Annotated in this window: 23 protein-coding genes and 1 pseudogene; 12 read left to right on the forward strand and 12 right to left on the reverse strand. The window is 70.0% G+C overall.

The genetic code is table 11. The features are described from left to right. Positions 1-30: 30 nt before the first annotated feature. From fabV to BLT45_RS01025, 3 genes are all read right to left on the reverse strand, one after another. Positions 31-1248 carry an enoyl-ACP reductase FabV gene (fabV, locus tag BLT45_RS01015; RefSeq protein ID WP_093294018.1) on the reverse strand — a complete coding sequence of 406 codons (1218 nt, stop codon included), beginning with the start codon at positions 1246-1248 and terminating at the stop codon, positions 31-33. A 171-nt stretch (positions 1249-1419) separates the two neighbouring features. After that, positions 1420-2856 carry an amino acid permease gene (locus BLT45_RS01020; RefSeq protein WP_093294021.1) on the reverse strand — a complete coding sequence of 479 codons (1437 nt, stop codon included), beginning with the start codon at positions 2854-2856 and terminating at the stop codon, positions 1420-1422. 172 nt (positions 2857-3028) lie between these two features. Then, a complete protein-coding gene (locus BLT45_RS01025) occupies positions 3029-3679 on the reverse strand; it encodes a suppressor of fused domain protein (RefSeq protein ID WP_139187848.1) in 651 nt (216 codons plus the stop codon). Positions 3680-3842: 163 nt separating this feature from the next. Here BLT45_RS01025 and rmuC point away from each other — a divergent pair, with 163 nt between their 5' ends. Further along, a complete protein-coding gene (gene rmuC / locus BLT45_RS01030; protein ID WP_093294026.1) occupies positions 3843-5186 on the forward strand; it encodes a DNA recombination protein RmuC in 1344 nt (447 codons plus the stop codon). A 100-nt stretch (positions 5187-5286) separates the two neighbouring features. On the opposite strand, the gene BLT45_RS01035 is transcribed toward rmuC, so the two are convergent. The 6 genes from BLT45_RS01035 to BLT45_RS01060 are packed head-to-tail and all read right to left on the reverse strand — an operon-like array spanning position 5287 to position 9374. Further along, positions 5287-6303, reverse strand: coding sequence for an MlaA family lipoprotein (locus tag BLT45_RS01035; protein ID WP_093294028.1), 1017 nt, complete (start codon positions 6301-6303; stop codon positions 5287-5289). 30 nt (positions 6304-6333) lie between these two features. Beyond that, entirely contained in the window at positions 6334-6636 is a 303-nt protein-coding gene (locus tag BLT45_RS01040) for an STAS domain-containing protein (RefSeq protein ID WP_093294030.1), read from the reverse strand. Beyond that, entirely contained in the window at positions 6620-7282 is a 663-nt protein-coding gene (locus tag BLT45_RS01045; RefSeq protein WP_093298327.1) for an MlaC/ttg2D family ABC transporter substrate-binding protein, read from the reverse strand. Before BLT45_RS01045 ends, BLT45_RS01040 begins: the two co-directional genes overlap by 17 nt. An 8-nt stretch (positions 7283-7290) precedes the next feature. Beyond that, positions 7291-7830 (reverse strand): outer membrane lipid asymmetry maintenance protein MlaD, encoded by a 540-nt coding sequence (mlaD, locus tag BLT45_RS01050; protein WP_093294033.1) that lies wholly within the window; start codon positions 7828-7830, stop codon positions 7291-7293. A 3-nt stretch (positions 7831-7833) separates the two neighbouring features. After that, complete coding sequence (locus tag BLT45_RS01055; protein WP_093294035.1) at positions 7834-8586, reverse strand: MlaE family lipid ABC transporter permease subunit; 753 nt, start codon at positions 8584-8586, stop codon at positions 7834-7836. Further along, on the reverse strand, positions 8586-9374 hold the full coding sequence (locus BLT45_RS01060) for an ABC transporter ATP-binding protein (RefSeq protein WP_093294037.1): 789 nt from the start codon (positions 9372-9374) through the stop codon (positions 8586-8588). The genes BLT45_RS01055 and BLT45_RS01060 overlap by 1 nt, the downstream gene beginning before the upstream one ends. Before the next feature lie 204 nt (positions 9375-9578). Between BLT45_RS01060 and recC the strand changes: the two are divergent. The 9 genes and pseudogenes from recC to BLT45_RS01105 form a co-directional block, all read left to right on the forward strand. Then, positions 9579-12965, forward strand: a pseudogene (gene recC / locus BLT45_RS01065) (exodeoxyribonuclease V subunit gamma); the annotation flags it as partial. A gap of 230 nt (positions 12966-13195) precedes the next feature. Continuing rightward, complete coding sequence (gene recB, locus BLT45_RS01070) at positions 13196-16837, forward strand: exodeoxyribonuclease V subunit beta (protein WP_093294039.1); 3642 nt, start codon at positions 13196-13198, stop codon at positions 16835-16837. Then, entirely contained in the window at positions 16834-18678 is a 1845-nt protein-coding gene (gene recD, locus BLT45_RS01075) for an exodeoxyribonuclease V subunit alpha (protein ID WP_093294041.1), read from the forward strand. Before recB ends, recD begins: the two co-directional genes overlap by 4 nt. 183 nt (positions 18679-18861) lie before the next feature. Beyond that, positions 18862-19134, forward strand: coding sequence for a hypothetical protein (locus tag BLT45_RS01080; RefSeq protein WP_093294043.1), 273 nt, complete (start codon positions 18862-18864; stop codon positions 19132-19134). 8 nt (positions 19135-19142) lie between these two features. Beyond that, on the forward strand, positions 19143-19484 hold the full coding sequence (locus tag BLT45_RS01085) for a hypothetical protein (RefSeq protein ID WP_093294046.1): 342 nt from the start codon (positions 19143-19145) through the stop codon (positions 19482-19484). Between the two features lie 212 nt (positions 19485-19696). Next, positions 19697-20359 carry a class I SAM-dependent methyltransferase gene (locus tag BLT45_RS01090; RefSeq protein WP_093294048.1) on the forward strand — a complete coding sequence of 221 codons (663 nt, stop codon included), beginning with the start codon at positions 19697-19699 and terminating at the stop codon, positions 20357-20359. Continuing rightward, positions 20356-20676: a YkgJ family cysteine cluster protein gene (locus tag BLT45_RS01095; protein WP_093294051.1), complete on the forward strand. Its 321-nt coding sequence runs from the start codon at positions 20356-20358 to the stop codon at positions 20674-20676. Before BLT45_RS01090 ends, BLT45_RS01095 begins: the two co-directional genes overlap by 4 nt. A gap of 10 nt (positions 20677-20686) precedes the next feature. After that, positions 20687-20947, forward strand: a complete 261-nt coding sequence (locus BLT45_RS01100) for a hypothetical protein (protein ID WP_093294053.1) — start codon at positions 20687-20689, stop codon at positions 20945-20947. Positions 20948-20965: 18 nt separating this feature from the next. Further along, complete coding sequence (locus tag BLT45_RS01105; protein WP_093294056.1) at positions 20966-21181, forward strand: hypothetical protein; 216 nt, start codon at positions 20966-20968, stop codon at positions 21179-21181. 80 nt (positions 21182-21261) lie between these two features. Here BLT45_RS01105 and BLT45_RS01110 read toward each other — a convergent pair whose 3' ends face one another. The 3 genes from BLT45_RS01110 to BLT45_RS01120 all read right to left on the reverse strand — a co-directional run bounded on the left by BLT45_RS01110 (position 21262) and on the right by BLT45_RS01120 (position 23628). After that, positions 21262-21957 (reverse strand): hypothetical protein, encoded by a 696-nt coding sequence (locus BLT45_RS01110; RefSeq protein ID WP_093294059.1) that lies wholly within the window; start codon positions 21955-21957, stop codon positions 21262-21264. A 203-nt stretch (positions 21958-22160) separates the two neighbouring features. Next, positions 22161-22589 (reverse strand): hypothetical protein, encoded by a 429-nt coding sequence (locus BLT45_RS01115; protein ID WP_093294062.1) that lies wholly within the window; start codon positions 22587-22589, stop codon positions 22161-22163. Between the two features lie 112 nt (positions 22590-22701). Further along, positions 22702-23628 carry a S41 family peptidase gene (locus BLT45_RS01120; protein ID WP_175455677.1) on the reverse strand — a complete coding sequence of 309 codons (927 nt, stop codon included), beginning with the start codon at positions 23626-23628 and terminating at the stop codon, positions 22702-22704. Between the two features lie 235 nt (positions 23629-23863). Between BLT45_RS01120 and folE the strand changes: the two genes are divergently transcribed. Beyond that, positions 23864-24469, forward strand: a complete 606-nt coding sequence (gene folE, locus BLT45_RS01125) for a GTP cyclohydrolase I FolE (RefSeq protein WP_093294068.1) — start codon at positions 23864-23866, stop codon at positions 24467-24469. A 102-nt stretch (positions 24470-24571) separates the two neighbouring features. Further along, positions 24572-24955 (forward strand): YchJ family protein, encoded by a 384-nt coding sequence (locus BLT45_RS01130; protein WP_093294070.1) that lies wholly within the window; start codon positions 24572-24574, stop codon positions 24953-24955. The last annotated feature ends 29 nt before the right edge of the window (positions 24956-24984 follow it).

Genomic DNA, 24984 nt, shown 5'->3' on the forward strand with positions numbered 1-24984 from the left:
GCCCGCCTTTCCACGCACCCTGCGCTGCGATCAGCTTTCCGGCGACAGCTCGATGCAGTCGAACTGCACGTCCGGGTTCACGTCGGCATCGTAGTCCACGTCGTCGCGCTCGAAGCCGAACAGCTTCAGGAACTCGTGCTTGTAGTTGGCGTAGTCGGTCAGCTGGAACAGGTTCTCGCTGGTGACCTGCGGCCACAGCGCCTTGGCCTGCGTCTGCACCTCGGGCTTCAGTTCCCAGTCGTCCAGGCGCAGGCGGTTCTCGTCGTCGGTCGTGGCGGGCTGGCCATCGGCGCGGTACATGCGGTCGCGGTACAGGCGGTCCAGCTGTTCGATGGTGCCCTCGTGCAGGCCGAGTTCCTTCATCACCTTGAACACGATGCTGATGTAGAGCGGCATCACCGGAATCGCCGAACTGGCCTGCGTCACCACCGACTTCAGCACGGCGACGTTGGCGGTGCCGCCGGTCTTCTTCAGGCGCGCGTCGAGCCGCTGCGCGGTCTCGTCCAGGTCCACCTTCGCGCGGCCGAGCGCACCATGCCAGTAGATCGGCCAGGTGATGTCGGTGCCGATGTAGCTGAAGGCGACGGTGCGCGCACCGTCGGCCAGCACGCCGGCCTTGTCCAGCGCATCGATCCACAGCTCCCAGTCCTGCCCACCCATCACGGTGACGGTGTCGGCGATCTCCTGCTCGGTGGCCGGCTCGATGGTGGCCTGGACGATCGCGTCCTTGTTCGTGTCGATGGCGGTGGAGGTGTACGGCGCGCCGATCGGCTTCAGCGCCGAGCGCTTCACTTCGCCCGTGCCCGGAAGCCTGCGCACCGGCGACGCGAGCGAATAGATCACCAGGTCGACCTGGCCGCCCATCTCGTTCTTGATCAGTTCGATCACCTTCGCGCGCGCCTCATCGGAGAACGCGTCGCCGTTGATCGATCGGCTGTACAGGCCGGCGTCCTTCGCCGCCTTGTCGAACGCGGCCGAGTTGTACCAGCCCGCGGTGCCGGCCTTCTTCTCGTTGCCGGGCTTCTCGAAGAACACGCCCAGCGTATCCGCGCCGAAGCCGAACGCCGCGCTGATGCGCGCCGCCAGGCCATAGCCGCTGGATGCGCCGATCACCAGCACCTTCTTCGGTCCGTCGGTGCGCACGCCCTGCGCGCGCGTGGCGGCGATCTGGTCGCGCACATTGAGCGCGCAGCCGAGCGGATGGGTGGTGGTGCAGATGAAGCCGCGGACTTTGGGATGGATGATCAACGTCGTAACCCGGGGGATGGTGTGCCTGCGCGGCATCTTAGTGCCGCGGGCGCCGGGAATGAAGCGCCGGCCCTGCACACGCATGCGTATGGCGAACGTGAATCCCGCACGCGCGGGCAAAGAAAAAGCGGGCCGAAGCCCGCTTTTCCAGCACCGCGACGTCGACGTGCCTTACGCGTCGCCGCCCTTCGCCAGCATGCTGTTGCGGCGGCTGTAGGCCAGGTAGACCACGATGCCGACCACGTTCCAGACCAGGAACCAGAGCTGCGTGCGGTGCGGCAGGCTCCAGAACAGGTACAGGCAGCCGAGGATCGCGACCGGACCGACCATCCACGCCAGCGGCGTGCGGAACACGCGCGGGCGGTCCGGTTCGCGCGTGCGCAACACCAGCAGGCAGACGCCGACGGCGACGAAGGCCGCCAGCGTGCCGGCATTGGCGAGCGCGGCGATTTCGTCCAGCCGCGCGACGCCGGCCAACGCGGCGACCAGCACGGCGGTGAATACCGTGATCGCGACCGGCGTGCCGGTGCGCGCATTCACCTTCGACAGGCCGCGCGGCAGCAGGCCGTCGCGCGACATCACGAAGAAGATGCGGCTCTGGCCGTAGAAGAACGCCAGCAGCACCGTCGGCAGCGCGACGATCGCGACGATGCCGATCACCAGCGCGGCGGTGCCGTGGCCGAGTTCGCGCATGATCAGCGCCAGCGGTTCGGCGCTCTGGCCGAACACCGTGTAGCTCAGCGCGCCCACGGCGGCAACCGCGACCACCAGGTAGATCAGGGTGCAGCCGACCATCGAGCCGATGATGCCGATGGACAGGTCGCGGCCCGGGTTCTTGGTCTCTTCGGCCGCGGTGGAGATCGCATCGAAACCGTAGAACGCGAAGAAGATGATCGCCGCCGCCGCCATCACGCCGCGCTCGACGCCGTCCGGCCCGACCGACTTCGGGAAACCGTACGGCATGAAGGGCTGCAGGTTGTCCGGGTTGAACGCCGGCAGCGCGACGGCGATGAACACCGCCAGCGCGATCAGCTTGAACACCACCAGGATCGCGTTGAGCGTGGCGCTCTCGCGCGTGCCGGCGATCAGCATGCCGGCGACGAGGAAGGTGATGACGATGGCCGGCAGATTGATCACGCCCCCGGCGTGCGGACCGGCCGACAGCGCCGCGGGCAGCGTCACGCTCCAGCCGAAGTTCTGCTGCACCCATTCGAGGAAGCCGACGAAGTAGCCCGACCAGCCCACCGCCACCGTGCTGACGACCAGCGAGTACTCCAGGATCAGGCTCCAGCCCACGATCCAGGCGATGGATTCGCCCAGCACGCCGTAGCTGTAGGTGTAGGCGCTGCCGGCGGCCGGCATCATCGTCGACAGTTCCGCATAGGCCAGCGCGGCGCAGGCGCAGACCACGCCGGCGACGACGAAGGAGATCAGCACGGCAGGGCCGGCTTTCTCGGCGCCCACGCCGATCAGCGTGTAGATGCCGGTGCCGACGATGGCGCCGATGCCCAGCGCGACCAGGTGCGGCCAGCTCAGCGTGGGGACCAGTCGCCGGCCTTCTTCGTGCTCGGTGATCCGGTCGATGGATTTGCGCCGTAGCCAGGTCATGGAAGTTCCTCGAATGCGTCAATCGGACGGCATGCCGGCCGCGGGGCCGGCATGGATAAGGTGAGGGGGCACGCCCCGCGGGCGCATCCCCGCCCCGGGGCCGCCAGCAGCCTATGCGGGTGCGGCGCGGCTGGCAATCGGCGGCGCACCACGCGCCGCGGCGCAGGCCGGTTCAGAGATACGACGGGCGCGCAGGATCGAATACCAGCGGGTAACGGTGCACGTCGAGCAGGTCGAGGAACACATCCAGGCCCTCGTCCGAGCGCACCAGGTCGTACTCCGCGTCGGACACCAGGTGCACGACCAGCGGCTCGACGCCCTGGCCCTGCAGGTGCACGTTGTCGAACAGGTGGCGATCGGTCGCCACGACCGGGGGCAGCAACAGGAAGGTGGAGAACGGCGAGCCCGCCAGCGGCGGCTCCGGCAACGGCACCGTGTGGCCGTATCCGAGCCAGCTGCCTTCCGCGAACGGCAGTTTGGCCAGCCAGCGTAGCTGCGCGATGAAGGCCGGATGCGGCGCACGCACGTACCAGAACAGCTCGCGGGCCGCGGACTCGTCGCCGTCGTAGCCGTCGGGCATCGGCATCAACCGGTCGCTCATGCCGCTGGTGACCAGCACGTAGCCCTCGTCGCCGCCTTCCACGCACGCTTCGACGAAGGTGCGCGCGTAGACATGCACGTCCACCCGGTGCCGCCGATCGGGGTCGCGATCGATGCGCTCGGGCTCGCCGAGCGCCGACTGCAACGCCACCGTGCGCGCCGCCGCGAGGGCAGGCACGGGATCGGGCGCGGCGCCCATCAGTGTCCGGAGGTGTTGCAGCAAGCCGGCTTTCCCCAAGCGGTCGGTGCGCCGCGACTGTGCGCCGGCCCCACGGGGGGGTCAAGCCGCGCATCCGCGTCCCGTGACGCGGCGCGCGCTTCGCGTGCGAGGCGGTTCGCGCTGCACCCGCCTCAGGCGGTGAGACGCCAGCGGCTACACTGTCGGCATGGATTCCCAGACCCTGCTCATCCTGCTGCTGATCCTTGTCGCCGTCGCCGTCGTCCTGCTCGCGGTGCTGCTGCTGCGCCGCCCCGAGGCCCGCATCGGCGACCTGCTGGAACGCGCGCTGCGCGACGAGCAGCGCGAAGGCCGCAGCGAGCTGCGCGACCAGCTGGAAGGCCTGTCGCGCGCGCAGGAAGTGCGCATCGACGGCTTTGGCCGCAGTCTCGCCGACTTGAGCACCCGCACCGACCAGCGCCTGGACGTTTTGCGCGACACGCTGACCGAGGACGCCCGCAAGGGCCGGTTGGAATCGGCCGAATCCCAGCAGCGCTTCGCCGACACGCTGGGCCAGCGTCTCAACGAACTTACCCAGCGCAACGAGCAGCGCATCGGCGAGATGCGGCAGACGCTGGAAGGCCGCCTGAAAGAGCTGCAGGCCGACAATGCGCAGAAGCTCGAGCAGATGCGGGCGACCGTGGACGAGAAGCTGCACGCCACCCTGGAGACCCGCCTGACCGAGAGCTTCGGCAACGTCACCCGCATGCTCGCGCAAGTGCACCAGGGCTTGGGCGACATGAACAAGCTGGCGGCGGACGTCGGCGGCCTGCAGCGTGTGCTGACCAACGTGAAGAGCCGCGGCGTGTTCGGCGAAGTGCAGCTGGCCGGTCTGCTGGAGCAGGTGTTCGCGCCGGACCAGTACGCCGGCAACGTGGCCACCGTGCCCGGCAGCGGCGAGCGCGTGGAGTTCGCGGTGCGTTTTCCGGGTTCTTCCGGCGATGCGGTGGTCTGGCTGCCGATCGACGCCAAGTTTCCGCGCGAAGACTACGAGCGGCTGCTCGACGCCCAGGAACGGGCGGACGCCGATGCGGTCAAGCAGGCCGGCGACGCGCTGGAGCGTGCGGTGCGCAAGCAGGCGCAGGAGATCCGCAAGTACATCGCGGTGCCGCATACGACCGAGTTCGCGATCATGTTCCTGCCCACCGAGGGCCTCTACGCCGAAGTGCTGCGTCGCCCGGGCCTGTTCGAAGCGATCCAGCGCGACCAGCGCATCACCATCGCCGGCCCCACCACGCTGCTGGCCCTGCTGACCAGCCTGCAGGTGGGCTTCCGCACCGTGGCCATCGAGAAGCGGTCGGCCGAGGTCTGGAGCATCCTGGCCAACGCCAAGCGCGAGTTCGGCAAGTTCGGCGACGTGATGGATTCGGTGAAGACCAAGCTGGACCAGGCCAGCAAGCAGATCGACCAGACCGGCGTGCGGACGCGCGCGATCGAGCGCAGCCTGCGCGAGGTGGAGTCGCTGCCCAGCGCCGATGGCGCGAAACTCCTCGGTGGCGACGAAGCCGAGTGACCCTTGTCCTGTGGGAGCGACGTCGCGACTCTCGTCGCTCCCCAAGGAAACAAAAAACGGCGCCCGCAGGCGCCGTTTTCGTTTCCGGAGCGGGATGGCCTCAGCCGCCGCCGCTGATCTCCGGCATCGGCATCGCATCGACCGGGACGGTGGGATTGTTCTCGTCCTGCAGGTACTCCGGCAGTTCGTCCTCGGACGGCTGCTGCTGGGTACGGTGGCTCTCGATCTGGTAGTTGCGGCGCTGCAGCCACGAATCGCGGACCAGCGCGTAGTCGTCGACCGCGCCCTCGCGCAGGCTGTCCAGCGAGAGCAGCTGCGCGCGCGTGTCCACCAGGTTCAGGCCCTGCAGGAAGATGCGCGTCTTGTCGTCCTCGATCTGCCGCACCGGGCTGAGCGGCATGTCGCCCGCCAGTCCGAGGACGTCGCGCACGGTGCGCGGGCCGAAGAACGGGAGTTCCACGTAGCGCGAGCGCTTCCAGCCCCAGGTGCCCAGCGTCTGCCCGAAATCCTCGCTGCGCCGCTTCATCTTCAGGTCGCTGGCCGGGTCGAACAGGCCACCGATGCCCAGCGTGGAATTCATCACGAAGCGGCCGAAGGTCTGCGTGGCATCGCGCGGGCGGCCCTGCAGCAGCTGGTTCACCATCGTCAGCGGCTGGCGCAGGTTGTCGAAGAAGTTGCTCACGCCCAGGCGCACCGGCCGGGGCACCGCCGCGGTGTAGGCGCGCGCCAGCGGACGGGCGACCGCACGGTCCACCGCGTTGTTGAAGGCGTGCACCTTGCGGTTGTACTTCTCCCACGGGTCGTAGGCGACCGGCGCCTGCACGGGGGCGGGCAGCGAGGGATCGGCGACCGGGTCGTAGGCGCCCTGGCCGTAGATGGCCGCGAAATCGTCCTCGGCGCTGGCCGTGGCGGGATCGGTGGTCGGCGCGGCGGCGATCGTCGCCGGATCGATCGGCGGTGCGGCAGGCAGCGCGAGGGCGGGTGTCGCATCGACGCTGGCGCTGCCGTCGACCACCACGGGTTCGGGTGGCGCGCCGGTGGCCGACTTGGGCGCCGAGGCGCAGGCCGTCGCCAGGGCGGCCAGCAGGACCACGGTGCTGAGGCGGAACAGATTCATCCTGATTCCTGGAAACTGCGGGGGTGGGGTTTACGCCGGGAAATCCAGTTCCGGCGTCAGTCGGTACGCGGCCTGCAGGTCGGCCAAGCCAGCGGGCTGGCCTTCGAAACGCGGTGCGGTGCCGGTGGCGCGCGCGCGCGCGGCCAGTTCCGCCAACAGTGCCAGCCCGGCGCTGTCCACGGTAGTGACGTTCGTCAGGACGAAGCGTTGCGCGCCGGCCAGCTGCGCCGAGGCCTGCGCCCACAGCACGGCGGCCGCGGCGCGGTCCAGCGCGCCCGTGAACACGAGCGCGTCGCCATCCCGGCGTACGCCGGCGTCACTTGCCGCTGGCATTCCCGTTGACCTGGAGCTTGCCGGACTTCAGGTCCGCCGCCACCTGGGCGATGGACTTCTGCCGCAGCGGGGTATCGAACTGGGTCTTGAACGTCTGCACGAAGGACACGCCTTCCGGCAGCACGTCGAACACCTTCCACTGGCCGCCGACATTGCGCGCGTAGAAAGTGATCGGGGTGACCGTCTGGTCGGGCTGCATGAACTCGGTCTCGACCTTCACGCCCTTGCCGCCCGGCAGCGGCGATTCCGACTTCACCCGCACTTTCAGGCGCGCGTTGAAGTCCGCCAGGCGTGCGCCGTAGGCCGACAGCAGACGCTCGGTCAGGGCCTGGCCGAACAGCTTCACGTCGGCGTCGGAGGCGCCACGGCCATGCACGCCCAGCACCAGGCGGGCGGAGTAGTCGCCGTCGAACAGCGTGTTGAATTCGCTGGTCACGTACTGGCGCAGGGCAGCCGGATTCGCCTTGAACTCGGCGCGGCGCTGGTCGAGCGTGGCCAGGATGCGCGTGCTGCTGCTCAGGACCACCTGGCTGGCGCTGTTCGGCTTGGCGGCGGCCGCCGGCGCTGCGGCCTGCGCGAACACCGCGACCGGCGCGGAGGCCAGGATGGCCGCCGACAGGGCGATGGACAGGAAGGAATGCTTCATCAGGGTCTTCATGGAGTGGGTTCTTCCGTAACGGGGGGCGCGGCGGTCTCGCCACTGGCCGGGGTTTCCCCGGAGCCTGCGGCATTGTTGGCGCCGCCGCTGAACATGTACTTGCCGGCCAACTGGAGCAGGTCTACCGCCGGTTGCGTGAAGGCGATCTCTTCGCCGGGCTTCAGCACCTCCGGGTCGCCGCCCGGGGACAGGCCGATGTAGTTCTCGCCCAGCAGGCCGCTGGTGAAGATGCCCGCCGCGGTATCGGCCGGCAGGTCCTTGTACTGGCTGTCGATGGACAGGGTGACGATGGACTCGAACTTGACCGGATCCAGCTGAATGTCGGCCACCTGTCCGATGACCACGCCCCCGATCTTCACCGGCGCCTGTTTGCGCAGCTGGCCGAGGTTGGTGAAGCGCGCGGTCAGCTCATAGCTGCCCCCGCCCACGCCGAAGCGCTTGTTGGTGGAAGCCAGCGCCAGCACCAGCAGCGAGGCCAGGGCCAGCAGCAGGAAGGCACCGACGGCGAATTCGAGGCGGGGTCCACGGACGGACATGGGTCAGCTCCTGAACAGCAATGCAGACATGACGAAATTGAACATCAGCACCAGCAGCGAGGCGTTCACCACCGCGCGGGTGGTCGCCACCGAGGTGCCCTCGATGGTGGGCTCGGCGTGGAAGCCCACGTAGGCCGCGACCAATGCGCTGGTGCCGCCGAACACGGCCGACTTCAGCAGCGCCACGCCGAAGTCGTCCCAGAAATCCACGCTGTTCTGCAGCGCGGACCAGAAGGTGCCGTTGTCCAGGCCGAGCACGTGCACGGCCTCGAAGTAGCTGGCGCTGATCGCCAGCGAACAGAAGAAGCCGGTCAGCAGCGGCACCGTCAGCACCGCCGCCCAGAAGCGCGGCGCCACGGCCTTCGCCACCGGATCGATGGCCATCAGCTCCAGCGCCTTGATCTGGTCGGTGGCGCGCATCAGCCCCAGCTCCGCGGCGATCGAGCTGCCGGCGCGGCCGATGAACAGCAGCGCGGTCAGCACCGGGCCCAGTTCGCGGTAGAGCGACAGCCCCAGCAACGTGGACAGTGCGTCGCTGGCGCCGAACGTGGTCAGCGTGCGGTAGCCCTGCAGGGTCAGCACCAGGCCCACGAACGCACCGCCCACGGCGATGATCGGCAGCGAGCGGCCGCCGATCTTGTAGATCTCGCGGGTCAGTTCGGCGAAGAAGTCGCGGGTCGGCGTCGAGGCGCGGAAGACCGACAGCGAGAACAGGCCAGCGCGGCCGAGCGAACGGGTGGCGGCGACGAAGGGCATCAGGCGGCCTCCCCGCGCGTGACCGTATCGAAGGCGATCGGGCCGTCCGGCTCGCCGCGCAGGAACTGCTTCACCAGCGGGTCCGAGGTCGCTTCCAGGTCCGCCGGCGTGCCGGAGAAGACCAGCCCGCCGTTGGCGATCACCACCGCCTGGTCGGCGATCGGCAGCGTCTCGTGCACGTGGTGGGTCACGATGATGCTGGTCAGCCCGAGGGTGTCGTTGAGGCGCTGGATCAGGCTCATGATCACGCCCGAGGCGATCGGGTCCAGGCCGGTCAGCGGTTCGTCGTAGATCATCAGCGGCGGATCCAGCGCCAGCGCGCGGGCCAGCGCCACGCGACGCGCCATGCCGCCGGACAGCTCGCGCGGGTAGGCGTCGGCGGCCGCACGCAGGCCCACCGCATTCAACTTGAAGTCCACCAGCCGGCGGATCAGCGCGTCGGGCAGCTTGGTATGGGTGCGCAACGGCAGCGCCACGTTCTCGGCCACGGTCAGGTCGGTCAGCAGACCGTTGCCCTGCAGCAGCACGCCCACGCCCTTGCGCATCTCCAGCAGCGCGCGGCTGCGGTGCGGCACGGGCTGGCCGAAGACCTCCACGGTGCCCGCGACCGGCGGCAGCTCGCCGGTCAGCGCCGCCAGCATCGTCGACTTGCCGCTGCCGGATGGACCGAGCACGGCGGCGATGCTGCCGCGCGGCACGGTCAGGTCGATGCCACGCAGGATCGTGCGGCCGCCGCGATCGAGGCGGAGTCCGGAGAGGTGCACGGCAGGAGCGTCGGCAGGCGTCATGGGCGTCGTCGGCGGACCACAGGCGGGTTAACGGAAAAACAACGGTGTAGCTTCGCGGCCAGCGGCTGAACATAAACCGTACCGCGCAGTTTGATTATTGTGGCATCCACGCCTCGCCCGCGCGCACGGCCGTGCGGGATGCTGTGGCCCAAACCGCCGCCGTCTCCGGTGCTGCGACCGCCATCCGGCACAATGACGGCGACGATGACGACCGACGCCACGCCCGACTTCCGCCTGTATCCCTCCAATGTGCTGGAGCTGCTGGCGGCGTTGCTGGCCGAGGAGCTGCGCACGCCGGTGCCGGACCAGTCGCCGTTGGCGCCCGATCTGGTCCTGATCCCCCAGGTGGCCATGCGCCGCTGGTTGCAGGCCACGCTGGCGGCGAAGTACGGCATCGCCGCCAACCTGGAATTCCTCACGCCGGGCGAGTTCGTCGCCCGCGCGCTGGACGCGAATCTCGGCCCGAGTGCCGACGACCTCGACATGGCCGCGCTGCAGTGGCGTCTTTATGGCGCGCTGCGCGATCCGGCACTGCGCGGCGCGCCGGCGCTGGCCTCGTTGGACGCCTGGCTGGGCGATGGCGATCCGCTGAAGCCCTGGGCCTTGGCCGGTGAACTGGCCGGCGTCTACGAGAAATACCAGGCCTGGCGCCGCGACTGGCTGCTGCGCTGGGAGGCGGGCGCCGACCAGGACGACGCCCAGGCGCGCCTGTGGCGCGCCGTGGCCGCCGGGCACGACTACCGGGCGCGCCGCATCCACGATTACCTCGCGCGCTTCGGCCGCGACGACGGTCCATTGCCGCAGGGCCTGCCGAAGCGACTGCTCGTCTTCGCCACCCTCAACGTTTCGCCCGACGTGCTGCGCGTGCTGGCCACGCAGGCGCGCGTGGGCACGCTGCACTTCTACCTGCCCACGCCGGCGCGCGGCTACTGGGGCGATCTGCAGACGCTGCGCGAGCGCCGCCGCAGCGGCGACAGCGACCTGTTCGCCGACGACGTGCAGGAGAATCCGCTGCTGCAGGCCTGGGGCGCGGCCGGGCGCGATTTCATGGCCCTGCTGGGCGACTACGAAGTCGTGCATCCGCGCGCCGAAATCGACGTCTACGCCGATCCGCTGGGCAGCGACGGGCCCGACACACTGCTGCGGCGCCTGCAGTCGGACCTGTTCCACCGCCGTGCCCCGGCCGTGCCGCCGCCCCGCGCCGCGCTCGACGTGACCGATCCCAGCCTGCAGGTCCACGCGTGCCACACACGCCTGCGCGAACTGCAGGTGCTGCACGACCGGCTGCGCGCGCTGCTGGACCCCGCCTCCCCTGAGGGCCGCCGCTTCGATCCGCCGCTGCAGCCGCGCGAAATCGCGGTACTCGCGCCGGACATCGATCCGTACGTGCCCTACCTGGATGCGGTGTTCGGCGGCAGCGGACACGAGGATGCCCTGCCGTGGGCATTGGCCGACACCAGTCCGCTGGCGAGCGAACCGCTGGCGGAGGTGTTCCTGCGCCTGCTCGACCTGCCGGTGTCGCGCTTCGGCCTGGACGAAATGCTCGACTTGCTGGCCAGCGCGCCCGTCGCCGAGGCGTCCGGACTCGATACCGATGCGATCGACCGCCTGCACGGCTGGCTGCGCGAGGCCGGTGCACGCTGGGGGCTGGATGCCACGCACCGCGCCGCGTCCGATGCGCCGGCCGACGATGCGTACACCTGGCAGTTCGCGCTGGACCGCCTGCTGCTGGGCCATGCGAGCGGCAGCGATGACGCCATCGCCGGTGTCGCGCCGTGGCCCGAACTGGAAGGCGGCAGCCTCGACGCGCTCGACACGCTGGTGCGCCTGTTGCGCGAACTCGCCCGCCAGCGCCGCGCCCTGGGCAAGGCGCAGATGCCTGCGCAGTGGCGCGAACGCCTGCTGCACCTGCTCGACGTGCTGCTGCCCGAGCGGCCCGCCGCACCGCGTGCGCAGCGCGCGCTGGATCGCCTGCGTACCCTGGTCGACCGCTTCGCCCGCGATGCCGACGCCGCCGGCTATGGCGGCACCGTGCCGCCGGAAGTGGTGCGCGTGCACTTCGCCGACCTGCTCTCGCAGGCCGACACGCGCGCGCCGTTGCTGACCGGTGGCATCAGCATCGGCCGGATGGTGCCGATGCGCCTGCTGCCGTTCCGTGCGATCTGCCTGCTCGGCATGAACGACGGCGATTTCCCGCGGCGCGATCCCGCCGCCGGCCTCAACAAGCTGACCGCCGAACTGCACGCAGGCCGCCGCCTGCCGGGCGACCGCTCGACCCGCGAGGATGACCGCTTCCTGTTCCTGCAATTGTTCGCGGCCGCGCAGGACGTGTTCTACGTCAGCTATCTCGGCGCCGATCCGCGCGACGGCAGCGCGCGCGAACCGTCCGTGTTGGTCAGCGAACTGGTGGACGTGGCGGCGCGCTACCACGGCGATGCGAAGGCGAAGGATGCGCTGGTCGTGCGCCACACGCTGCAGCCGTTCGCGCCGGCCGCGTTCGGTGGCGACAGTGATCCGCGCCATTTCAGTTACCGCGGTGCATGGCGCGATGCGGCGCACCGCCTCGGCGGCACGCGCCGTGCGCTGGCGCCCTGGGTCGAAGCGCCGTTGCCGGCGCTCGGGGACGAGGGCGATGCGCTGCCGCTGGACGCGCTGCGCCGTTTCCTGCTCGATCCGGCCGGCCAGTTCCTCGCCCAGCGGCTCGGCATGCGCCTGCCCGATGCGCTGGAGGAAAGCGAGGACACCGAGCCCCTGATCGCACCCACGCACGGCCGCGAACGCACGCGCATGCAGCGCGAGGTGTTCGAGTGGCTGCTCGACCGCGCGTCGCCGCCCGAGACCCGCACGCCCGGCGCGCTCTACACGCGGCTGCGCGCACGCGGCCAGGTGCCCACCGGTCCGCTGGGAGAACAGGCCGCGGAGCGGGTGTTCGCCGACGTCGACCCGTATGCGCGCGCCTTCGCCGACTGGGTCGGGCACGATCGTCGCCACTGGCTGCACGACGCCCTGCATGAGCCGGATGGCCAGGCCGTGCTGGCGGCGGTGCGCAAGGGTGAGCCGGACGACGGCCTGCTCGCCCGCCTCGCAGAACAAAGGTTGTTCCCATGGATGCGCGAGGAGACCGCCGCGCAATGGCGCGGCCGCCCGACCGGACCGGACGCGGAAGCGCGTCGCTTCCTGTTGTTGCTGGACGAAGCGGAGCGCCACGTCCGCGCGCAGGTGCAGTGGCGCGAACAGGTCGATCATCGCGGCATCGTCGGCCCGCACGGCGGCGCGCCGCACCTGCACACCGTGATCGACGGCGTGCGCGTGCAGGGTCGCGTCGAGGATCTCTACGTGCACGGGTTGGCGCGCGTGCATATCGGGGTGTTGAACGGCCCGGCGGCGATCCGCCACGGCCTGGACTGGCTGCTGGCCAACGCCTGCGGCCTGCGTGTGCCGCTGGTGCAGTTCCACGACGCGGGCGAGGCCGGCGTCGGCCCGCACGTCACCCCGGGCATCGAGGCGGAACAGGCGCGCGACGCCCTGCGCCTGCTGCTGTCGCTGCGCCGCGAGGGTCTGCGCGCGCCGCTGCCGTTCGCGCCGCATACCGGCTGGGAGATCCACGGCGCCGATCCCGGCAAGCGCGAGGACGCCGCGCGGGCGAAGTGGTATCCCGGCGATTTCAGCTGGGGCGAAAGCACGGGCGAAGCGATCCAGCTCGCGTTCCGCGGCCGTGATCCGCTGGCCGATGCGGAAGGGCTGGCCGCGTTCGTCGACACCAGCCTGCGCCTCTACGCCGCGCTGCGCGGTGGCCGCACCGACGGTGGGGAGGGCGCGGCATGAGCGGCTTCGATCCCGCCCGCGAGCCGTATCTCGATCGACCGCTGGACGGCGTGCAGCTGATCGAGGCCAGCGCCGGCACCGGCAAGACCTACACGCTGGCCACGCTGTTCACGCGGCTGATCGTCGAGCGCGGCCTGCGCATGGGCGAGGTGCTGGCGGTGACCTATACCGAGGCCGCCACGCAGGAGCTGCGCAAGCGCATCCGCGAGCGCCTCGCGCTGGCCGCCGATCTTGTCGGCACGGTGGCGCACGAGGACGAGACCCACGAGGCCGCGCTCACGCGGGCCATCTTGGCCCGCCATCTCGCGCAGGGTGACGAGTCGCCTGTCCAGCTCGCGCGTCGCCTGCGCACGGCCGCCGAAGAAACCGACCTCGCCTCGATCTTCACCATCCACGGGTTCTGCGCGCGCGTGCTGCGTGAGTACGCGCTGGAGACCGGGCAGGGCCTGCAACCGGGCGAACTGCTCGGCAACACGCGCGAGCTGTACGAAGAACTCGCCGCGGACCTGTGGCGCTCGTACGCGGCCGATGCCGGCACCGTCGACGCGCTGGCCGGGTTGTGGAGCGGCCCCGATGCGCTCGCCGCCGACCTGCCGGCGTTGTGCGGTCCGCTGCCGCTGCTGCCTCCCGCGCCTCTGCATGACGACCGCGAGCGCCAGGTGGCCGTGGACGCCACGCGCGCCGGCCGCGCAGCCCACTTGGTCGAGGCCATCGGCCTGTACGAAGCGGACGCGCGCACCGCGATCGCCACCGCCTTCGACGGCAAGGTCTTCGATGGCCGCAAGGCGCGACGTCCGAGCTTCGACAAGGCCTTCGAGGAACTGTGCGCCGGTGCCGCCCTGGCGCAGTGGCCGCGTACCGACAAGACCCATGTGCAGAAGCTGCTGCCGGAGGCGTTGCTGGGCTACTGCAAGGATGGCGAAGCCGCGCGCGTGCCGGCGTCGCCGCTGTTCGACGCATGGCGCGACTGGTGCGAGGCCGACGATGCCTGGCAGCAGCTGCAGAAGCGCCTGCGCCTGGCCTTGTTGCACCGCCTGCGTGACGACGCCCGCCGTCGCCTGGCGGCGATGAAGCAGACGCGGCGCCTGCAGACCTACGATGACCTCATCGACCACGTGGCCGACGCGCTCGATGGCCCGCATCGTCGCGCGCTGGTGGCACGTTTGCGCGCGCAATACCGCATCGCCCTGGTGGACGAGTTCCAGGACACCGACGAGCGCCAGTGGCAGATCTTCGCGCGCGTGTTCGGCGACTCCGACGACGTGCGCGCACTGGGCGAGACGCCGGCGCTGTTCCTGATCGGCGACCCCAAGCAGGCCATCTACGGATTCCGTGGCGGCGACGTCGCCACTTACCTGGCGGCCCGGCACCACCCGGCCACCGTCCATGCGGATCCGCTCACCCACAACTTCCGCTCGCGTCCGGCGTTGCTGCGCGCGGTGCAGGCCTTGTACGACGGGGCCGATGCCGCGGGCCGCGAGGCGTTCGTGCATCCCGGCATCCGTTTCGAAGCCGTGTCGGCGGGCGAAAAGCGCGGCGATGCGGATTACCTGCGCGAAGGCGTTCCCGCGCCGGCGCTCACCCTGCGCCTGCTACGCAACGCGGCCGGCAAGGCGTTCGACGCGGACACTTCGCGCGAGGCCGCCACCGCCGCCTGCGTGGCCGACATCCACCGCGTGCTGTCCGATGCGCGCGACGATCGCGCGCGTATCGACGGCCGGCCCGTGCGGCCGGGCGACATCGCCGTGCTCGTGCGGAACCACAAGGACGCCACCCGCATGCAGCAGGCGCTGGCGCGGGCCGGCATCCCGGCCGTCGCCGCGGGCAAGCAGAGCCTGTTCGAAAGCCGCGAAGCCGCCGATCTGCGCACGCTGCTGCTCGCGCTGTTGCATCCGGCCGACGCCGGCCGCCTGCGCGCGGCGCTGGCCACCGTACTGCTGGGCGAGGACGCCCTCTCGCTGGCCGCCCTGGAGGCCGATGGCGAAGCGCAGCGCCATCATCAGGCGCGCCTATTGCACTGGCGCGAGCGCTGGCAGCGCAGCGGTCCGTTCGCGCTGGTGTCCGAGCTGTGCGCGGCGGAAGCCGGGCGCTTGCTCGGCCTGCTGGATGGCGAACGCCGCCTCACCAACTATCTGCAGCTCGGCGAGCATCTGCAGGAAGCCGCCGCCCGCACGCTGGGCCTGCATGGTCTGCTCGATTGGCTGCAGGCACGCATCGCCCACGCCGATCCGAACGACGAAGCGCAGCTGCTGCGGCTGGAATCCGATGCGCGCCGCGTGCAGATCGTCACCCTGCACAAGAGCAAGGGCCTGGAGTATCCGCTGGTCTACCTGCCGTTCGCCGGTCTTGGCACGGGCCGCCCGGACAGCGGCCGCCATCGCACCGTGCATGACGGCGTGCGTCGCGTGCTGCATTGGCGCATCGACAAGGACGATCCTGTTTGGCAGGCCGCGGGCGTGACGGCGAAACAGGATGCGCTGGCCGAAGATGCGCGCCTGCTCTACGTGGGCCTGACCCGCGCCCAACATGCGCTGTGGATCGCGGCCGGCGACGTGACCGAGTTCGAGAAGAGCCGCCTGGCATCGTTGCTGGCCGACCTCGCCGCACTCGGCGCACGAGACGAGGTGCGCGTTGTCGAGGGTCCGGCGGAAGTGCCACCGCCGCGCCTGCCGGTCGAATACGAGGCGGCCATCGCGCCCGCGCGGACCGCGTCGCGCCGCGTCGCCGCGGATTGGTGGGTCTACAGCTTCACCCAGCTCGCCCATGCCGACGGCGCCGATCCGCTGGCCGCCGCCACTGAAGCCGATCCCGGGGGCGAGGACGAAACGCCCGCCTCCGACGCCGACGTGCTGCCCGACGCGATCGCCGCGCCCGTGGCGCAGGCCGATCCGCGTTTCGCCGGCAGCCGTTTCGGTGTGGTGATGCACGCTGCGCTGGAGAACGCCGATTTCGCCGCCTGGCGCGACTGGCAGCCGGACGATCCCGCCCCCGACGGCCAGGCCGACGTCATCGTCGACGCGCTGCGCGAAGGCGGCTATGCCGAGGCCGATATCGACGACGGCCTCGCCGTGCTGGTGCCGCTGGTGGGGCAGACGTTGTGCACGTCGCTGCCGGAAGGCACGCGCCTGGCCGATGTGCCGCCCGACGCGCGTCGCGCCGAAATCGAATTCCACTTCGCCATGCAGCCCACCGGCGTGCCGGCGCTGCTCGCCCTGCTGCACCGGCACGGCCTACTGCGCCATCGCACGGCCTTCGGTGCGCGCGCGCGACTCGAAGGTCTGATGACGGGCCTGATCGATCTCACCTACGTCCATGACGGCCGTTGGTACGTGCTCGACTACAAGTCGAACCAGCTGCAGGCCTACGACGCGGCGGCGATGCAGCAGGCGATGGCGCACAGCGAGTACGACCTGCAGGCGCTGATCTACACGCTGGCCCTGCACCGCTGGCTGCGTTTCCGCCTGGGCGAGCGCTATGACTACGCGCGCGACTTCGGCGGCATCCGCTACCTGTTCTGCCGCGGGCTGGACCTCACCCAACCGCGTTCGCCCGGCGTGCACGCGCACCGCTTCGCCCCCGAACTGGTGCAAGCGCTGGATGCGCTGTTCGCCGGCCACCCGAGGGAGGCCCTCGCATGAGCCTGCTCGATGCGCTCTACGCGGGCGGTCACCTGCGCACGCTCGACCATGCCCTGGCGCAGAGTCTGCGCCGGCTGGATGGCGACACGCCGGATGCGGTGCTCGCCGCCGCGGCGCTGGCCTCGCTGGCGGTGGCCAAGGGCCATGCCGGCGTGCGTCTCGACGCCGCAGGCACGCTGGTCGACGCCGAACTCCCCTGGCCCGACGCCGGCGCGTGGATGCAGCAGCTGACGGCTTCGCCCTGGGTCGACGTGCCCCGCGAAGCGATGTGGCCTTCGCCCGGCAGCGCACCACTGGTGCTGGAAGGCGGCCTGCTCTACCTGCGCCGCTATCGCGAGTACGAACGCGCGCTCGCCCTGGGCCTGCGGCGCATCGCGTCGCAGCCGGTGCCCGAAGGCGACATCGCGGCACTCGCGCCGCTGTTCGGCACACTATTCCCACACGCCACGCACGACGATCGCCAGGCGCGCGCCGCCGCACTCGCGCTGCGCCATGCGTTGCTGCTGGTCACCGGCGGCCCTGGCACCGGCAAGACCACGACCACCGCACGCTTGCTGGTGTTGCTGGTCGCGCAGGCGACGTTGTCGGGGCAGGCATCGCCGCGCATCGCGCTGGCCGCGCCCACCGGCCGTGCCGCCGAGCGCATGGCCGAGAGCGTGCGCCATGCAGTGCAGGCGCTGGCCGCGCAGGGCCTCGACGCCGATCTGCTCGCCTCGTTGCCCACCACAGGTACCACGCTGCATCGCCTGCTCGGGACGATCCCGGATTCGCCGCGCTTCCGCCACGACCGGGACAGTCCGCTGCCGTACGACATCGTCGTGGTCGACGAAGCCTCGATGATCGATCTTCCGCTGATGGCCAAGCTGGTCGATGCGGTCGCGCCGGGCACGCGGCTGGTGCTGCTTGGCGATCCCGACCAGCTGCCGTCGGTGGAAGCCGGCGACGTGCTAGCCGCCATCCTCGGTGCCGCCGGCGGAGGCGACGCGATAGCGCGCGCCGATGCGGACGCCCTGCAGCCCCTGATCGGCGATGCCGGTGCGCCAGCGCCGGTCGGGGGCGAAGCGCGCTTCCCCGGCATCCGTGTCCACCTGGAGCAGGGATGGCGTCAGAGCGAGGCATTGCAGCTCGCGCCGCTGGCGTCGGCCGTGCGCGAGGGCGATGCCGATGCGGCGTTGTCGCGACTGCGCGACGGCGCGCTGTCCAATATCCACTTCCACGAGAACCTGGCCGATCCGCTGGCAGCGCAGCGCGAAGTGCTGCTCGCGCACTTCCGCGCGCTGGGCCATGCCGCCACGCCCGCCGATGCGCTGGCGCAGTCCACGCGCCTGCGCCTGCTGACGGCCGTGCGCGACGGTCCGCAGGGCGCACGCACGCTCAATGCGCGCATCGAACGGTGGCTCGCCGAATCGGGTGGCCCCGTGCGCGCCGCGCAGGGCCACGTCCACGGCCAGCTGCTGATCGTCACCGAGAACAGCTACCGTCACCGCTTGTTCAATGGCGATATCGGTGTCTGCCTGCGGGATGCGGCCGGCACCCTCGTGGCCTGGTTCCCCGGCGACGCGGTCGACGCACCACGCGCCTTCCATCCGGCCGCACTGCCTGCGCACGAGTCGGCCTTTGCGATGACGGTGCACAAGGCGCAGGGCTCCGAGTTCGATGCGGTGTGGCTACTGCTGCCCGCACGCGGCAATCGCGTGCTCTCGCGCGAACTGGTCTATACCGGTATCACCCGCGCACGCCGGGAACTGCATGTGGCCGGCAGCGAAACGGTGATCCGCGAGGCGCTTTCGCGGCATGCGAGCCGCTGGTCGGGGTTGGGCTGGCGGCTGGGCATGCGTTGAATACACCGCCCGGCCGCTCATCACGATCGTGCATGGGAACAGCGCTCCCGGGCGTTTGCGATAACCCCCCCAACGGCGTATACCTGTCCCTGCTGACTGGCAGTCCCTTCCGCCGCAACAGGCCGGCGAATTTCCTCCCTATCGGCCCATCCCGCGCAAGCCGCGCGTGCCGAGGAGGTGTGTGTGACGAGTCAGCACGTCCAGGTCTTCATCCTGCACCTGGGATCGCAGCAGTCCATCGGGCCGGACGACCTGCGCGTCATGTGGGCCACCGCGTGCGAATCGCTGGACATCTCGGTCTCGCGACGGCCAGCCGGGCAGGGCAACAACACGGGCCGACCCTGTTTCGGTCTTTGGGCCGGCCGCCAGTTCCATCGCGTGCCGGCGGAACAGCGCCTGCGCGCCATGCTGGAAGCGCGCGGCTATCTCTTCACGCTTACGCATACCGCTCTTTAGGAGGGCGCATGGCTTTTGATATCGGGATCGGCAAGTGCCGGTCGGTGTCGTCGGATTCGGTGGACGTCTGGGCGGACGGCTCCATCGTCCGGCGGCTGATGCCGGAGACCAAGTGGCAGCGCGACGGGATCAGCATCCTGCAGGTGCCGGCCAAGTTGTGCAGCGCGCGCCATCGGTTGGTCGCGGGAGAAGAGGTGTTCCTCGACACCGGCCTGATCAACGCCAACAGCGCGGGCAAGCTGGATGTCGAAGGCAGCGGCGATTTCGCCAAGGCGCGCCTGTCGCTGCTGGTGCCGTCGATCGACATCGAAGCCAAGCCGCCGCCCTCGCGCAAGGCGAGCTGGCGCTGACGGGCGTCCTTTCCCGGCAGGCTCACCGTACGACGCACCCCGGACCCTTTGCATCCCCTGGGTCCGCGCGTGTCTTCAGGTTGGGGGGCGCCGTATGGCGTAGGATGGGGGCGTCCCATTCGTGCGTCCCGTCCGACCGCCGCTACCGTCGCTCGCTGCGCTTTCCTCAACGCGTCACCGCCCACCGGGCTGACGCACCTCCGGGAGCGCCCATGACGGGCTATCAGGTCCGCGAGACCCGCCACGCCGTTGGCGGTCACGTTTTTCGCCTGCGTGTACTGAGCGACAAGCAGCAGTTCGCCGATCCCGACGGTCACGGCGCGCGCATCGGCATCTCATCGGCGCAATGGAGCCTGTTCGGACAGGTCTGGCCGGCCGGCCGCCTGCTGGCGCAGGCGATGCAGCGTTTCGATATCGTCGGCAAGCGCATCCTGGAGATCGGCTGCGGCATCGGCTTGGCGAGCCTGGTGCTGCAGAAGCGCGGTGCCGATGTGGTCGCCTCCGACATCCATCCGCTGGCGGAAGTGTTCCTGGCCTACAACGCCGCCCTGAACGGTCTGCCGGCGCTGCACTACCGTCAACTGCGTTGGGATACTCCCTTGCCGTCGCTGGGCCGCTTCGATGCGATCGTGGCCAGTGACGTGCTCTACGAGCGCGACAGCGCGGACCTGCTGAGCGCGTTGATCGAACGCCACGCGTGCGTCCGCGCCGAGGTGGTGATCACCGATCCTGGCCGTGGCAACAGTGCGCGCTTCAGCCACATGCTCGCGGCACAGGGATTCGCAGTGGATGCCGCTCCGTGCCCGATGGACGACGGCGATCCCCCGCCCCATCGCGGGCGCCTGCTGCACTACCAGCGTGGAATGGCCGCATGAACGCCGTCGCCGATCCCCAGGTCCCGTTGTGCGCGCGCTGCGATGCCGTGTGCTGTCGCCTGACCGTCGTGGTACAGCCCGAGGACCGCATTCCCGCGCATCTCACCACGCAGACGCCGGCAGGCCTGACCGTGATGGCGCGCGATGAGGAAGGCTGGTGCGTGGCCATCGATGCCGCGCGCATGTGCTGCTCCATCTACGACACGCGACCCGACGTGTGCCGTCGTTTCACGATGTCGGGTCCCTACTGCCTCGCGGTGCGCACCGACTATCTGGACAGCACCTCGCGCGGCATCCCCCTGCAGCTGTACTCATAAGGAGAGCGGCATGGCCCGCCCCCGCAAGACCTCGTCCGGAGACGCCGCTGTGCCGAACGTCCACCGCGACGCCAGCCGCGTGTTTGCCCGTCGTCCGGGCAGCGAACGCGGTCCGCTGACGCATGAAACCCTTGCCGCCGATCTCGACGCATTCCACCGCGATGGGGGCACCATCGAAGTGCTGGGCACCACGTACGTGCGCCGCAAGGTGACCCAGGACGGCAAGCCCGTCCCATCTCCGGAACCGGCGGCCGGCAAACGCCGTCGTTGAACGACTAGGAGCACGCCCTTGCCCGTCACGCCCAACTACGCTTTCGAGAGACGCCAGCGCGAGCTCGCCAAGAAGAAGAAGCTGGAAGAAAAGAAAGCCCGCAAGCGCGATGCGATCGTTCCCGCGCCCGATGATGCGCCGCCCGAAGCCGTCCACAACGACGCCGCGGCACCTGCGTCGCCGGCGATGGACGCGACCGCGGGGCCACGCATCCATCGCAAGCGGTCGCCATGAGCGCCGGTGCGGCATCGCTTCGTTTCGGGCGACCGCGGCATGAAGGACCGGGAGTCGGTGACGGTGTCGCGTCGCCAGGCTCAAGGGCTGGCGATGGCGCCGGCCGCCGTATGCGCCAGCAGATAGCCCACGACAAGATTGACGGTGCCCCCCACCGCCAGCACGATCGCCGCTGCGCCGAAGCAACGCCACCACGATAACCGGACGCGGCGACGGAACCAGGCCGCCTGCGCCACCCAGAACCACGCGAGCACCGTCAGCGTCACGCAGGCCGACGTCAGGTTCGCCCACGACTGCGGCATGAGCAGCAGCGAGACACTGATGGAAAGCAGCAGCGCGAACGGCGATACCAGGTAGCACTGCTCGTAGAACGGTTGGCGCAGGCTATCGCGATTGACCGGCTGGCGCGCCCGCATCAGCACGTAGGCGGCGCCCGCGAGCGCCCACACGCCGAAGGTGATCGTGCGGTAGAGCAGCAAGGTTTCCTCCGACGCCAGGATGACCGAAGCCAGGGACCCGGACGTGTCCGGCACCTGCGCCCGCACGCCGAGGTCGAACAGGTGCGCCAGCAGCACGCACAGGATCAGCAACAGCGGCGGACTGACGGCATCGCTGAAGCGCGCATCATCGGTGCGCGCCAGCTCATGCGCGGCGTAGGCCGTCATCCGGTCCGGGTGCAGCAGCGTCCGCACCAAGGTGCGCGGCAGCAGGATCACCCACGTCAGCGCCTCGTAGACGAACTCCTCGAACGATTTGAGGATCTTCAGGAAATCCATGACCGCATCCCCGCGACAGTCCTGCCCATGCCGGCAGCGTAGCGGACGGCGGCGATGCCGTGGTTATTTCCCCGGCGCCGGCCGCTTCCCGGTCGTGCCCCACCGCGTGAGTACGCCGAACGCCTGCGTGACCTGGTCCGGCGAGAACCCGCCATGGCCCTCGCCCGCGCCGAGAGCCTCGGCGCCGCGATGCCGTCGGTGCGTCAATGCATCAGCCGCGCCGCCATGCTGTCCAGGTCGTAACCGAAGCCGCCGTCGATGCGGCGCACGATGTCCGCGCCGGCGGCCGCCTGCAGGAATGCGGGCGTCACCTGGTAGTTGCCGCCCACGGCGTCCACGTGCGCGGCGATGCGGCTGTCCGATTCGGCGCGCGTCACCAGTTCGCCGAACGCCACCACGCGCAGCACCAGCGACGCTTCCTCTTCCATTGAAAGGCCGTGTCCGCCCACTTGGCGCGCGATCACGTTCATGCCCACGCAGGCGAGGTCTTCGCCTTCGTAGTCGGTCACGGGCAGCGCGCCGTTCATGACGGCCTGGAACAGGTCGATGCCGAAGTTCAGCAGCGCCGGGTCCACCGCCACGATGTCGATCGCGCGGACGGGAAGATCGGTCTGTGCCTGGATCTGGGGCATGGGCCACCTCGGTGCCATCGTCGTGACCTCCGTTCTAGGCATGCCCGCCGAAACACCGTGTGACGACCGCCCATGCATGCCGTTCACAACGCGGAACCCGCGTGCAACGGCCTCAGGGTCGGACGCAGTGGGCCTGCAGCCAGGCGCGTGCGGCATCGAGCGGCTGCTCGGTCGTTTCATCCGGCAGCACGGGGCCGTGCTGGACCGCGCCCTTGCGGTCGAGGATGCGCGAGGTGGTCAGCAGCAGCTTGCCGCCGTTCTCCAGTGGAAAGCTGCGGTTGGATGTCGTGTATCCGCCCGAAGGCTGTCCAAAAAAGCGCACGTTGCGCTGACCCTTGAAGCCGATGGCCAGTATCTCGCCCGAACTCATCGTCCGGGGCCCGATGATCACCGCGATGTGCGAGGGCACGCGGGAGAGTGCCGGCAGCGCAACCTGGGGATAAGGCGCATCGCCATTGAACAACTGCCCGGCAGCGACATGCACTTCGAGCCGGCTGCCGTCACGCCGCTCGAAGGTCTCCAGCACGCCTTCGTCGTAAAGAGGAGCGATGCCGCCCATCATCGGCCACATGTTGCCGCCCATGTTGGTTGTGACATCGATGACCACGCCGCATTGCGAAGACGCGAGTACTTCGTTGAGTGCCGCACGCACCACGCGCGCCTGCATGGGTACTGCCATGGGTTCGCCGCTCCAACCATTGATCTTGAGCCGGCCGATGCCACCCGCTTCCGCCAGCGCCTCGGCGATGGGCGGATTGTCCGCGGACTGCACGGGCGCATGCTGCGGTGCGGCCGTCACCGGATTCGCCAAAGGGGGCGTCGGCGATGGCGGACGGTAGGTCGAATGCCGATCCTTCAGCGAGGCCAGCACGAAGCGGATCGCCGCGGTGCGGCCGGCTTCGCCCGGCGTGGCGGTGAGTCGGGCGTAGGCCTCGCGTTCCACCGCGGGCCAGTCGGGCTGGTCGCCGTACAGGCCTTGAGTGCGCGCCAGCTGGATCACGTGGTCGAGCACGGCGTCGGCCGCGTGGGCCGATGGCACGAAAAGGAGACCAGCGCATGCGAGAGCGGCAAAACGACGGAGCGCCATGGCGGCATCCTTGCGGGTGGCGGGTTGGACTTCCTGTGTGGGCAAGAAGTTACGCGAGGTTCCGGCATCGTGCCAGCGGGCCCGCATCCATCGCGGTGGCCACGCCGTAGCAGATCGTGCCCGGGTGCCATCGGGCTTCCCGTCACCCCGATGGGTTACCATCACGCCCCCCGCAGGAGTCCATGCGATGAGCCATTCCGACGACAAATCCGGCAAGGTGACCCAGGCGCAGGCCGAGGACGCCGTGCGCGTGCTGCTGGAGTGGGCCGGCGAAGATCCCGGGCGCGAAGGCCTGCTGGACACGCCCAAGCGCGTGGCCAAGGCGTACCGCGACTGGTTCAGCGGTTACCAGATGGATCCTCGCGAGTACCTGGCGCGGACCTTCGAGGAAGTCGCCGGTTACGACGAGATGATCGTGCTGCGCGACATCGAGTTCGAAAGCCATTGCGAACACCACATGGCGCCGATCATCGGCCGCGTGCACGTGGGCTACCTGCCCGACGGCAAGGTGGTCGGCATCAGCAAGCTGGCGCGCGTGGTCGACGTGTACGCGCGCCGTTTCCAGGTGCAGGAGAAGATGACCGCGCAGATCGCGCAGTGCATCCAGGACGTGCTGCAGCCGCGTGGCGTGGCCGTCGTCGTCGACGGCGCGCACGAATGCATGACCACCCGCGGCGTGCACAAACGCGGCGTCAGCATGGTGACCAGCAAGATGCTGGGCACCTTCCGCGAGGATGCACGCACGCGCGCCGAGTTCCTGCGCTTCATCGAGACGGGCCACGGGAAGCGGTGACCGACGCCAGTCCCATGCTGTCGTGGGAGCGACGTCAGTCGCGATGAACCACCGCGGAGGCCCCCTCGCGACTGACGTCGCTCCCACAGGAGGCAGCTCGGCATGAGTCCGTGCCCCTGCGGCGCCCATCGCGACTACGCCGCCTGCTGCGGCCGCTATCACGGCGGTGAGGCCGCGCCGGACGCCGACGCGCTGATGCGCTCGCGCTACTGCGCCTTCGTGATGGGCGATGCCGACTACCTGCACGGCACCTGGCATCCCGATACCCGCCCGGCCGACCTGGGCCTGGACGCGTCCGGTGCGCCACGCACCACCTGGCTGGGCCTGACGGTGAAACAGCACCGCGTCACCGGGCCGGATACCGCCGAGGTCGAGTTCGTCGCCCGCTACCGCGTCGGTGGCGGCAGCGCAGTGCGCTTGCACGAACGTAGCCGCTTCATCCGCATCGACGGACGGTGGCTGTACGTGGATGGCGAGCATCGGTGACGCGCTTTTCCTTCTCCCCGCTGGCGCAG

This window comes from Pseudoxanthomonas sp. CF385 (genome assembly GCF_900104255.1).
In the GTDB taxonomy this organism is placed as follows: Bacteria; Pseudomonadota; Gammaproteobacteria; order Xanthomonadales; family Xanthomonadaceae; genus Pseudoxanthomonas_A.

Coding starts and splice junctions, on each gene's coding strand:
- BLT45_RS01020 (WP_093294021.1), bottom strand. CDS start 2,856: ATGACCTGGCTACGGCGCAAATCCATCGACCGGATCACCGAGCACGAA.
- rmuC (WP_093294026.1), top strand. CDS start 3,843: ATGGATTCCCAGACCCTGCTCATCCTGCTGCTGATCCTTGTCGCCGTC.
- BLT45_RS01035 (WP_093294028.1), bottom strand. CDS start 6,303: ATGAATCTGTTCCGCCTCAGCACCGTGGTCCTGCTGGCCGCCCTGGCG.
- BLT45_RS01040 (WP_093294030.1), bottom strand. CDS start 6,636: ATGCCAGCGGCAAGTGACGCCGGCGTACGCCGGGATGGCGACGCGCTC.
- BLT45_RS01045 (WP_093298327.1), bottom strand. CDS start 7,282: ATGAAGCATTCCTTCCTGTCCATCGCCCTGTCGGCGGCCATCCTGGCC.
- mlaD (WP_093294033.1), bottom strand. CDS start 7,830: ATGTCCGTCCGTGGACCCCGCCTCGAATTCGCCGTCGGTGCCTTCCTG.
- BLT45_RS01055 (WP_093294035.1), bottom strand. CDS start 8,586: ATGCCCTTCGTCGCCGCCACCCGTTCGCTCGGCCGCGCTGGCCTGTTC.
- BLT45_RS01060 (WP_093294037.1), bottom strand. CDS start 9,374: ATGACGCCTGCCGACGCTCCTGCCGTGCACCTCTCCGGACTCCGCCTC.
- recB (WP_093294039.1), top strand. CDS start 13,196: ATGAGCGGCTTCGATCCCGCCCGCGAGCCGTATCTCGATCGACCGCTG.
- recD (WP_093294041.1), top strand. CDS start 16,834: ATGAGCCTGCTCGATGCGCTCTACGCGGGCGGTCACCTGCGCACGCTC.
- BLT45_RS01085 (WP_093294046.1), top strand. CDS start 19,143: ATGGCTTTTGATATCGGGATCGGCAAGTGCCGGTCGGTGTCGTCGGAT.
- BLT45_RS01090 (WP_093294048.1), top strand. CDS start 19,697: ATGACGGGCTATCAGGTCCGCGAGACCCGCCACGCCGTTGGCGGTCAC.
- BLT45_RS01095 (WP_093294051.1), top strand. CDS start 20,356: ATGAACGCCGTCGCCGATCCCCAGGTCCCGTTGTGCGCGCGCTGCGAT.
- BLT45_RS01100 (WP_093294053.1), top strand. CDS start 20,687: ATGGCCCGCCCCCGCAAGACCTCGTCCGGAGACGCCGCTGTGCCGAAC.
- BLT45_RS01110 (WP_093294059.1), bottom strand. CDS start 21,957: ATGGATTTCCTGAAGATCCTCAAATCGTTCGAGGAGTTCGTCTACGAG.
- BLT45_RS01115 (WP_093294062.1), bottom strand. CDS start 22,589: ATGCCCCAGATCCAGGCACAGACCGATCTTCCCGTCCGCGCGATCGAC.
- folE (WP_093294068.1), top strand. CDS start 23,864: ATGAGCCATTCCGACGACAAATCCGGCAAGGTGACCCAGGCGCAGGCC.
- BLT45_RS01130 (WP_093294070.1), top strand. CDS start 24,572: ATGAGTCCGTGCCCCTGCGGCGCCCATCGCGACTACGCCGCCTGCTGC.